This is a genomic window from Rossellomorea sp. LJF3 (genome assembly GCF_037046045.1).
Lineage (GTDB): Bacteria > Bacillota > Bacilli > Bacillales > Bacillaceae_B > Rossellomorea.
In genome coordinates this window covers 193,977-205,011 of record NZ_JBANLY010000005.1, presented here as the reverse complement: position 1 = coordinate 205,011, position 11,035 = coordinate 193,977, and the positions used below count along the sequence as shown (strand labels likewise).

Annotated in this window: 11 protein-coding genes; all 11 read left to right on the top strand. The window is 44.3% G+C overall.

What is annotated here, in order from left to right; all coding sequences use genetic code 11:
• Positions 1-314 precede the first annotated feature (314 nt).
• The 11 genes from rpoN to V8G47_RS07800 all read left to right on the top strand — a co-directional run bounded on the left by rpoN (position 315) and on the right by V8G47_RS07800 (position 11,021).
• The gene (gene rpoN, locus V8G47_RS07850) at positions 315-1,655 is read left to right on the top strand and encodes an RNA polymerase factor sigma-54 (RefSeq protein WP_336199616.1); all 1,341 of its coding nucleotides are present in this window, start codon (positions 315-317) and stop codon (positions 1,653-1,655) included.
• A gap of 158 nt (positions 1,656-1,813) precedes the next feature.
• Positions 1,814-2,059, top strand: a complete 246-nt coding sequence (locus V8G47_RS07845; protein ID WP_336199615.1) for a glutaredoxin family protein — start codon at positions 1,814-1,816, stop codon at positions 2,057-2,059.
• A gap of 149 nt (positions 2,060-2,208) precedes the next feature.
• The gene (locus tag V8G47_RS07840; RefSeq protein WP_034764220.1) at positions 2,209-3,228 is read left to right on the top strand and encodes a sugar-binding transcriptional regulator; all 1,020 of its coding nucleotides are present in this window, start codon (positions 2,209-2,211) and stop codon (positions 3,226-3,228) included.
• 55 nt (positions 3,229-3,283) lie between these two features.
• The gene (gene gap, locus V8G47_RS07835; RefSeq protein ID WP_044338275.1) at positions 3,284-4,291 is read left to right on the top strand and encodes a type I glyceraldehyde-3-phosphate dehydrogenase; all 1,008 of its coding nucleotides are present in this window, start codon (positions 3,284-3,286) and stop codon (positions 4,289-4,291) included.
• Positions 4,292-4,473: 182 nt separating this feature from the next.
• Positions 4,474-5,658, top strand: coding sequence for a phosphoglycerate kinase (locus V8G47_RS07830; protein ID WP_336199613.1), 1,185 nt, complete (start codon positions 4,474-4,476; stop codon positions 5,656-5,658).
• 61 nt (positions 5,659-5,719) lie between these two features.
• Positions 5,720-6,484, top strand: coding sequence for a triose-phosphate isomerase (tpiA, locus tag V8G47_RS07825; RefSeq protein WP_336199612.1), 765 nt, complete (start codon positions 5,720-5,722; stop codon positions 6,482-6,484).
• Positions 6,477-8,012, top strand: a complete 1,536-nt coding sequence (gpmI, locus tag V8G47_RS07820; protein WP_336199611.1) for a 2,3-bisphosphoglycerate-independent phosphoglycerate mutase — start codon at positions 6,477-6,479, stop codon at positions 8,010-8,012. The genes tpiA and gpmI overlap by 8 nt, the downstream gene beginning before the upstream one ends.
• A 13-nt stretch (positions 8,013-8,025) precedes the next feature.
• A complete protein-coding gene (gene eno / locus V8G47_RS07815; protein WP_034764211.1) occupies positions 8,026-9,318 on the top strand; it encodes a phosphopyruvate hydratase in 1,293 nt (430 codons plus the stop codon).
• 139 nt (positions 9,319-9,457) lie between these two features.
• Positions 9,458-9,592 carry a hypothetical protein gene (locus tag V8G47_RS07810; protein WP_336199610.1) on the top strand — a complete coding sequence of 45 codons (135 nt, stop codon included), beginning with the start codon at positions 9,458-9,460 and terminating at the stop codon, positions 9,590-9,592.
• A 137-nt stretch (positions 9,593-9,729) separates the two neighbouring features.
• Entirely contained in the window at positions 9,730-9,957 is a 228-nt protein-coding gene (gene secG, locus V8G47_RS07805) for a preprotein translocase subunit SecG (RefSeq protein WP_060672588.1), read from the top strand.
• 317 nt (positions 9,958-10,274) lie between these two features.
• Positions 10,275-11,021, top strand: coding sequence for an alpha/beta hydrolase (locus V8G47_RS07800; RefSeq protein WP_336199609.1), 747 nt, complete (start codon positions 10,275-10,277; stop codon positions 11,019-11,021).
• Positions 11,022-11,035: the final 14 nt, after the last annotated feature.

Genomic DNA, 11,035 nt, shown 5'->3' with positions numbered 1-11,035 from the left:
GTGAAGATCCTCCTTAGTTATGAGCGATTGGTTAGCACCTGCATCATAACGGAGGGTCTTTTTTTATGCAATAGATGAATTCTCATCTCACAGGAATAGCTCCTGCGGGAAACGCGTGAAAGTTGAGACCCCGCAGGGCAAGCCCGAGGAGGCTCAACTCACGCCCCGCGGAAAGCGAGCACCTGCAGCGGAAATCAACTACCACATTCTCTGTGAAATTTTTGGAGAATATCATATATATAATACTACCAACGAATTCCCATTAACGAACACCCAATTTTATTGTAGAATAGATAAATGGGAGGTTAGTAATCATGAATTTGAAAGCAGGACTTTTTCAAAATCAACAACTCAAACTTCAAATGACTCAACAGCTTTCTCAAGCCATCACCATCCTCCAATATTCTACGATGGAACTGAATGCTTATTTAGAAGCTAAGCAATTAGAGAATCCCCTTATACAAGTAGAACCGCCTAAACAAGACTCCCTCTATCAACGAGAACCTTATACGTATAAACGAAATGCCGGCAATCCCGAGCATACGGTGGACTGGTATGAATATGTTTCCGTGCCGACGAATACCCTTGCGGATGCTTTATCTGTTCAAATAAATTTGAAATCGCTTACTTCCTTCGATCGGAAGATACTTGATGAATTAATATGCAGCTTGGATGACAACGGTTATTTAAGGGTGGATGAACCATCCTTCATGCAAAAACATGGTTTGGAATGGGCTCAACTGGAAACCTATATTAAGAGGATTCAGGAGTTGGAACCGGCTGGGATAGGGGCGAGATCCCTGCAGGAGTGCATTTCCCTTCAGTTACAGCGAAAAGCAGATGTTCCCCCTTTGGTGAAGCAGATTGTAACCGATCATTTTCAAGCCTTTGGGGAAAAGAAGTGGAAGGCGATCGGCAAGGAGCTTGGGGTTGAACTGAAAGACATCCAGCAGGCTGCCGATTTCATCCAACAGTGCAACCCGAGGCCGGGATCGAAATACTCCCAGCATATCGCTGAATACATTATTCCCGAGCTTGTGGTGAACGTGATCGACGGGCATACCGTGACCGTATCGTTACATGATGGGACAACCGTTAACGTCACTTATAATGAAGAGTACACGGATTTCCTGAAAAATCACCCGGATAAGGAAGTCCAAACCTATCTTCAAGAGAAGGAGCAGGATTTCCGGTGGCTCCTGCAAAGTTTACGTCAGCGGAAACAGACGATCCTGAAAGTGGGGAAGATGCTTGCTGAGAAGCAGAAGTCGTTCTTTTTGGAAGGACCATCTGCAATCCAGCCCCTGACGTTAAAGCAGGTCGCCGATGAAATCGATGTACATGAATCGACGATCAGCCGTGCCGTGAAGGGGAAGTATATGCAAACCCCTTTTGGGATCTTCGAGTTGAAGTACTTCTTTACCTCAGCGATCAAATCAGTCAAACTTGAGTATTCAGAAGCGGCGTCTGCCCGGACCGTGAAAAATGAGCTTCAGAAACTGATTGATGAAGAAGACAAGAAAAAGCCTCTATCTGACCAGAAGATTGTGAATCTATTATTGGATAAAGGCTATGATGTTTCCAGAAGGACCATCGCCAAATACCGTGATCAAATGGGGATCACTTCTTCTACGATGAGGAAGAGATATGAATAGAGGATTGCATGGAGAGTGTACCAGGTACACAATGGTTGGTTTGTACCTGGTACACCGAAGCCAATTTGTACCAGGTACACGAAAGCCCGAATGTACCTGGTACAAAAATAACAACCCAACCTGACACTCCCTACAACTAAACAAAGCGAGGCAATAATATGAAGCAAGTCATTTTCTACACCCGCACACAATGTGGACTTTGTAAAGACGCAAAAATCACCCTGAAACTCCTTCAGGATGAGATGGGCTTTTCCATTGAAGAAGAGGACATCGATAAAAGCGATGACCTCACGGAACGTTTCGGACTGATGATCCCGGTCGTGGAACTGGACGGGGAAATCCTTCAGTATGGGCAGATTGATTATTTTACGCTCAGCAAGCGTTTACATGAAAAAACCCGATAGTTTCTAGTTGAATTACGATTCATACCCTGATAAAATGAAACTTGTAAGCAGGGATGAATTTTTTTTGGAGGTAGTGGGACATAATATGTCTATGTGGGACTTAATGAGTCCAACGCATCCGCGCACTTCATTTGAAGGAGCTTTTAACTATGGAATCTTTAATTGACATACAAAAGCGATTATTACCTGACCTGCTTGAAATTATGCAAAAAAGGCATCAGATTCTACGTTCCATCCGGTTCATGCAGCCTGTCGGACGCAGAAGTCTTGCTCAGAATATGGGCCTGACGGAACGCGTACTGAGAAGTGAAGTGGAGTTCCTGAATAATCAAGATCTCATTGATATCAAGACTTCCGGGATGATCATGACGGAAGATGGTATCCAGCTTTTAGAGAACCTTGAAAGCATGATGAGAGAGATTTCCGGGATCAATGTAATGGAACAGGAATTAAAATCGTTACTTAATCTTCATGAAATTGTAATCGTTCCGGGGAATAGTGATGAGTCTCCTTGGGTAAAAGAAGAATTAGGGCGTGCTTCAGCTGCTAGTATGAAACGCCGACTTAAGGGGAATACTATCATCGCTGTGACTGGAGGTTCGACGATGGCAGCCGTAGCAGAAAGGCTGACACCTGATTTCTCTGACGAAACCTTGTTCGTTCCTGCTCGGGGTGGAATCGGGGAAGATGTAAAGAACCAGGCCAACACCATATGTGCCAAGATGGCAGAGCACACAGGGACGCGTCATCGTGTTTTATATGTGCCGGATCAGGTTAGTAAAGAAGTATATAAGTCCTTCTTGAAGGAACCGATGATCAAAGAAGTCCTAAATTTGATCAAATCGGCCAACATGGTTCTCCATGGAATTGGGGATGCTATCACAATGGCAGAAAGACGAAAGACCACGGAAGAAGATTTCGAGAAAATCACCGGGGGTCACGCCGTCGGGGAAGCATTTGGTTACTATTTTGACGAAGCAGGTGAAGTGGTACATAAGGTGCCGACGATCGGCCTGCAATTAGAAGACTTAAGTCACATCGAAAACGTCATTGCCGTCGCTGGCGGCAGTTCGAAGGCAAAAGCGATTCGGGCGTATATGAAGGGTGCTCCTCATAAAACCGTGCTCATCACGGATGAAGGAGCAGCGAGAGAGCTTTTAAAAGGGTAAGCCCTTTTGAAATATAAAAAAATCATCCTTAACTATCTAAAGGAGGAAATTATTCATGGCAACAAAAATTGGTATTAACGGATTTGGACGTATCGGACGTAATGTATTCCGTGCAGCACTTAAAAATAACGACGTAGAGGTAGTAGCAGTTAATGACTTAACTGATGCAAACATGCTTGCTCACCTTTTACAATATGATACAGTTCACGGAACTCTTCAAGAGAAAGTAACTGTTGACGGTGACTACCTTGTAGTTGGCGGTAAGAAAGTAAAAGTATTGGCAGAGCGCGATCCTGCTCAACTTGGTTGGGGAGATCTTGGTGTAGATATCGTTGTTGAATCTACTGGCCGTTTCACAAAGCGTGCTGACGCTGCGAAACATATCGAAGCCGGTGCGAAGAAAGTAATCATTTCTGCTCCTGCATCTGATGAAGATATCACAGTTGTTATGGGTGTAAACGAAGATAAATACGACGCGGCCAGCCACGACGTTATCTCTAACGCATCTTGTACTACAAACTGCTTAGCGCCATTCGCGAAAGTTCTTAACGATAAATTCGGAATCAAGCGTGGAATGATGACAACCATCCACTCTTACACAAACGACCAACAAATCTTAGACTTACCACATAAAGATTACCGTCGTGCACGTGCAGCTGCTGAGAACATGATTCCAACAACTACAGGTGCTGCGAAGGCTGTATCTCTAGTTCTTCCTGAGCTTAAAGGGAAACTGAACGGTGGAGCGGTTCGTGTTCCAACTCCAAACGTTTCTCTAGTAGACTTAGTTGCTGAACTTGATAAGAACGTAACGGCTGAAGATGTGAATGCAGCTCTTAAAGAAGCTGCTGAAGGCGATCTTAAAGGAATCCTTGCTTACAGCGAAGAGCCTTTAGTATCAACTGACTACAACGGTAGCCCGGCTTCTTCTACAATCGATGCACTTTCTACAATGGTTCTAGAAGACAACATGGTAAAAGTTATCTCTTGGTACGATAACGAGAGCGGATACTCTAACCGTGTAGTAGACCTAGCTGGTTATATCGCTTCAAAAGGACTTTAATCCATAAAGTTTTGTAAATTGACATCATTAGCATGGTGATTGATGGATAAATTTTGTCCCACCATCTATAATGAAGATGTGATGAAGGGGAGCGGGGAAGATTCCCCTCTCCCTTTTCTTATTGTTGTTTCTATTTTTTTGAAAAAGATGTAGAAATTGAAAACTAAAGGAGGCCTTTTACGATGAACAAAAAGTCGATTAAAGATGTCGATGTAAGAGGGAAACGCGTATTTTGCCGTGTGGACTTCAACGTACCGATGTCTGAAGGCAAGATCACAGATGAAACCCGCATTCAAGCTGCTCTCCCTACGATCAAGTACTTGGTTGATGGCGGAGCAAAGGTCATTCTGGCTAGTCACTTAGGCCGTCCGAAAGGTGAAGTGGTGGAAGAGCTGCGTTTAACACCTGTGGCTGAAAGACTTTCCGAACTTCTGGGGAAAAACGTAGCCAAAGCAGATGAGGCATATGGTGAAGCTGTTCAATCAAAGATCAGTGACATGGTTGAAGGTGACGTTCTTGTACTGGAAAACGTTCGCTTCTACCCTGGGGAAACAAAGAATGACCCTGAGCTTGCAAAAGAATTCGCAGCGCTTGCTGACCTTTATGTGAACGATGCATTCGGTGCTGCTCACCGTGCACATGCTTCTACTGAAGGAGTGGCAAAGCACCTTCCGGCTGTAGCAGGACTACTGATGGAGAAAGAGCTTGACGTATTAGGAAAAGCCCTATCCAATCCGGAGCGCCCATTCACAGCCATCGTCGGTGGAGCAAAGGTAAAAGACAAAATCGGTGTCATTGACAACTTATTAGATAAAGTGGACAACCTGATCATCGGCGGAGGACTTGCTTACACATTCGTGAAAGCCCAAGGCCATGAGGTAGGGAAATCCCTTCTTGAAGAAGATAAAATTGATTTAGCGAAGCAATTCATGAAAAAAGCAGAAGACAAAGGCGTTAAATTCCTTATGCCTGTTGATGTAGTCGTTGCTGATGACTTCTCAAATGATGCAAATACGAAAGAAGTGGATATCGATTCAATCCCTTCAGATTGGGAAGCACTTGATATCGGACCTAAGACGAGAGCTCTATTCCAGGATACAATCAAAGATTCTAAGCTTGTGATCTGGAACGGACCGATGGGTGTATTCGAATTAGAAACATTTGCAAATGGAACGAAAGCCGTAGCGGAGGCGTTAGCCGATGCAACAGATACATATTCTGTTATCGGTGGCGGTGACTCTGCAGCAGCCGTAGAAAAATTCGGTTATGCTGACAAGATGAGTCATATTTCTACAGGTGGTGGAGCATCACTCGAATTCATGGAAGGAAAAGACCTTCCGGGAGTAGTGGCTCTTAACGATAAGTAATCGCTTCATCAAAGACCAACATCTTGCTGAACCGATATGAAAAACAGAAAGGATGAGGACAATGCGTAAACCGATTATTGCAGGTAACTGGAAAATGAACAAAACGCTTGGAGAAGCTAAATCCTTCACTGAAGAAGTAAAAGGACTTGTGCCTGATCAGGAAGTATTGGACTCTGTCATTTGTTCACCAGCCCTATTTTTAGAAACCCTGGTGACCTTGACGAAAGATTCTAAAGTGGCTGTAGGTGCTCAAAATATGCACTTTGAAGAAAACGGAGCATTCACAGGAGAAGTTAGCCCTGTAGCCCTTTCTGACTTGGGTGTACAATATGTCATCCTTGGACACTCTGAACGTCGTGAAATGTTCAACGAAACAGATGAGTCAGTGAACAAGAAGACTCTTGCTGCATTCAAACACGGTTTAACACCGATCGTTTGTGTAGGTGAAACACTTGAACAACGCGAAAACAACGAAACAAAGGAACTTGTCGGGACTCAAGTGAAAAAAGCACTTGCAGGTCTTTCTGAAGATCAAGTGAAACAAACGGTCATTGCTTATGAGCCAATCTGGGCAATCGGTACTGGTAAATCTTCTACAGCGGAAGATGCGAACGAAGTATGTTCCCACATCCGTCAAGTGGTTGCAGGAGAATTCTCTGAAACAGCTGCAGACGCCGTGCGCATTCAATACGGCGGTAGTGTAAAGCCTGCTAACATCAAGGAATACATGGCTCAATCTGATATCGATGGTGCCCTTGTAGGTGGAGCAAGCCTTGAACCACAAAGCTTCCTGCAATTGTTGGAAGGTGCTAGCAACAATGAGTAAGTCACCAGTAGCATTAATCATCCTGGACGGCTTTGCCTTCCGTGATGTGAAAGAAGGAAATGCGGTCGCTCAGGCAAACAAGCCGAACTTTGACCGCCTGTGGAATCAATATCCACATAGTCAACTGACAGCGAGTGGCGAAGCTGTGGGACTCCCTGAAGGTCAAATGGGGAACTCAGAAGTGGGTCACTTGAATATCGGTGCAGGACGTATCGTGTACCAGAGCTTGACGCGTGTGAATTTGGCCATCCGTGAAGGGGAATTCGAACAGAATACCACGTTCCTGGATGCCATCAATCATGCAAAAGAAAAAGGCACGAATCTTCATATCTTCGGACTGCTTTCGGATGGCGGAGTGCACAGCCATATCGAGCATCTTTATGCCCTTCTTGGTTTAGCGGCCAAAGAAGGAATGAAAGATGTCTATGTCCATGCCTTCCTTGACGGTCGAGACGTCGGCCCTCAAACGGCGAAGAAGTATATTGAAGACGCGGAAGCAAAAATGAAGGAAATCGGCGTAGGACAATTCGCGACGATTTCAGGTCGTTACTATTCAATGGACCGCGATAAGCGTTGGGAACGGGTGGAGAAATCCTACCGTGCCATGGTGTATGGTGAAGGCCCAAGCTATCAGGATCCAATCGAACTTGTAAACGATTCGTATGAAAATGGAATCCATGATGAATTCGTCATTCCATCTGTCATTACAAAAGAAAACGGAGAGCCGGTCGCAACGATCAAAGACGAAGATGCAGTCATTTTCTACAACTTCCGTCCGGACCGTGCCATCCAAATCTCGAATACATTTGCGAATGCAGATTTCCGTTCATTCGACCGCGGGGACAAATTCCCCAAAGATCTTCACTTTGTGTGCCTGACACGTTTCAGTGAAACGGTTGACGGTTTTGTAGCATTCAAACCGACAAACCTTGATAACACGCTTGGCGAGGTCCTTTCACAAAACGGACTGAAGCAATTGCGCATCGCTGAAACAGAGAAATATCCACACGTCACGTTCTTTATGAGCGGTGGACGTGAAGCGGAATTCCCTGGTGAGAAACGGATCCTGATCGATTCTCCTAAAGTGGCAACGTATGACTTGAAGCCTGAAATGAGTGCTTATGAAGTCACGGACGCTTTACTGGAAGAAATTCGTGAAGATCGTCAGGACGCCATCATCCTGAATTTTGCCAACCCGGATATGGTCGGTCACTCAGGTATGCTTGAGCCAACCATCAAGGCAATCGAAACGGTGGATGAGTGTCTTGGCAAGATCATTGATCTCATCACGGAAAAAGGCGGTACAGCCATCATCACTGCAGACCATGGGAATGCTGATGAAGTGGTGACGGAAGAAGGCCAACCAATGACCGCCCACACGACGAACCCAGTCCCTGTCATCGTGACAAAAGAAGGCGTGGAGCTTCGTGACGGTGGGATCCTTGGAGACCTTGCCCCGACCATGTTAGATCTATTGAATGTAAACCAACCAGACGAAATGACTGGAACATCATTAATTAAAAAATAAGGAGAGATTCTAAATGCCATTTATTACAGACGTATATGCACGTGAAGTATTGGATTCACGCGGAAACCCAACAATCGAAGTAGAAGTTTACACACAATCAGGTGCTTTCGGGCGCGCGCTTGTTCCATCTGGAGCATCAACTGGTGAATACGAAGCAGTTGAACTTCGTGACGGAGAAAAAGACCGCTACCTTGGTAAAGGGGTACAAAAAGCAGTCGATAACGTAAACAATGAAATCGCTGAAGAAATCATCGGTTACGATGTTACTGAACAAGTAGCAATCGACCAGGCGATGATCGCTCTTGACGGTACAGAAAACAAAGGTAAATTAGGTGCCAACGCAATCCTTGGTGTATCCATGGCTGTTGCACGCGCAGCTGCTGACTTCTTCGGAGTGGAATTATACCAATACCTTGGTGGATTCAACGCGAAGCAGCTTCCAGTACCAATGATGAACATCGTAAATGGTGGAGAGCATGCTGATAACAACGTAGACATCCAGGAATTCATGGTCATGCCTGTAGGAGCGCCTACTTTCAAAGAAGGTCTTCGCATGGGTGCTGAAATTTTCCATAGCCTGAAATCAGTTCTTAAATCAAAAGGCTACAACACGGCTGTTGGTGACGAAGGTGGATTCGCTCCAAACCTTAAATCCAATGAAGAAGCTCTTTCTACCATCATCGAAGCAATCGAAAAAGCAGGCTACAAGCCAGGTGAAGAAGTTCTTCTTGCAATGGACGTAGCAGCTTCTGAAATCTACAATAAAGAAGATGGTAAATATCATCTTTCTGGCGAAGGCGTTGTTCGTACGTCAGCAGAAATGGTTGATTGGTACGAAGAAATGTGTAATAAATACCCAATCATCTCAATCGAAGATGGTCTTGACGAAAATGACTGGGATGGTTTCAAACTACTGACTGACCGTATCGGTAACAAGGTTCAATTAGTAGGGGATGACCTATTCGTTACAAACACGACTAAGCTTTCTCAAGGTATCGAGCAAGGTATCGGTAACTCGATCCTGATTAAAGTGAACCAAATCGGTACACTGACTGAAACATTCGACGCGATCGAAATGGCGAAACGCGCTGGTTACACAGCCGTCATCTCTCACCGTTCTGGTGAAACAGAAGACAGCACAATCGCTGACATCGCTGTTGCAACAAACGCTGGTCAAATCAAGACAGGTGCACCATCACGTACAGACCGCGTAGCGAAATACAACCAACTTCTTCGCATCGAAGATCAATTGGCACACACAGCTCAATATCTTGGAGCGAAAACATTCTATAACGTTAATCGCTAATTAGCGATTGAAGAGATGCAGTCCCGTCTTTGACGGGGCTGTTTTTTGATATGTGTGGAGCATATTGGAGAGAATTTAGAGTGGTGTTCAGCCGTTGAGTGTTGATTTGGGGGTTATCGGAGGGTGGGAGTTTCCGGTTTTGAGTGTAATCCAGCCGGTTTGGGTGGAAATCCAGCCGTTTTCGAGGAGAATCCAGCGGGTTCAGGAGAAAATCCAGCCGATCCAGCGTCAAATCCGGCCAAAACCTCCAGAAATCCAGCTGATTAACATTTAATCCCAATATCAAGAATCGATAACCCCGACATTCCAAACCCAACTCTTTCCACAATTCAAACAATATTACCTTGTCCACTTCATCTTCCCTATGGTAAACTAGAGATAATGTTATGTTCGTATCAGGAGGTGGGACTCATGCACACAATACTCGTCACTTTACTTATTATTGTATCAATTGCACTTATTGCTCTTGTATTACTTCAGTCAGGTAAAAGTGCTGGACTTTCAGGGGCCATCTCTGGTGGTGCAGAACAACTTTTCGGGAAACAAAAAGCTCGTGGGATTGACTTAGTACTGCACAGAATCACAATCGTATTATCGGTACTATTCTTCGTACTAACCATCGCCATCGTAGCTATCTAATACGAACCAAAACCTGATCATTAAGGTCAGGTTTTTTTATTTAAACAGACAGTTCAAGCGAAATATTGGATTGTCTGCCTAATGTTTGCTAAAAATAAAGGTGAAGAGTCGTCTAAACGATCGTTTAATAGAACGAAGCCTGTAATAGCAAGCTTCCCAGCAATTAAACAAACGTTTGTATAACAAAAAATCTCGGGAAATCCGATTACATAACATAATCGTTTAAACAACTGTTTAATAGAATGGAGCCCGTTAAATCAAGGTTTCTGTCTCTTAATCAAACGTTTGTTTAAAATGAGATAAAAGGAGTCATAAAGATGAAAACAGTATTACCAAAACCATTTACATTCGAAGCGGGTCCAAGAGCTGTATTGCTGCTTCATGGATTCACTGGAAATTCAGCTGATGTCCGGATGCTAGGACGCTTCTTGGAAAAGAAGGGCTATTCATCCCACGCACCCCACTACAAAGGACACGGTGTCCCACCGGAGGAATTGGTCCATACAGGCCCTGAAGATTGGTGGCAGGATGTCATGAATGGCTATGAGCATTTAAAGAGTAAAGGATACGAAGAGATTGCGGTTGCCGGCCTTTCTCTGGGAGGGGTATTTTCTCTTAAATTAGGTTACACTGTACCTGTAAAGGGTATTGTCCCTATGTGTGCGCCAATGTATATAAAAAGTGAAGACGTGATGTATAAAGGGGTTGTCGATTACGCCCGTGAATTTAAAAAGTTTGAAGGAAAACCGGAAGACCAAATTGAAAAAGAAGTAGAAGAGTTTAAGAAAACGCCGATGAATACATTGAAGTCCCTGCAGGAATTGATTGCAGATGTGCGTGAAAACGTGGACATGATCTATTCACCGACGTTTGTGGTACAGGCAAGGCATGATCATATGATCAATACGGATTCTGCGAATATCATTTACGACAATGTGGAGTCGGATGAGAAAGAGATCAAGTGGTACGAAGAGTCCGGTCATGTCATTACATTGGATAAAGAAAAAGAGCAGCTTCATGAAGACGTCTACAATTTCCTTGAGAAATTGGATTGGACGGTTTGATGAATTCGATGATC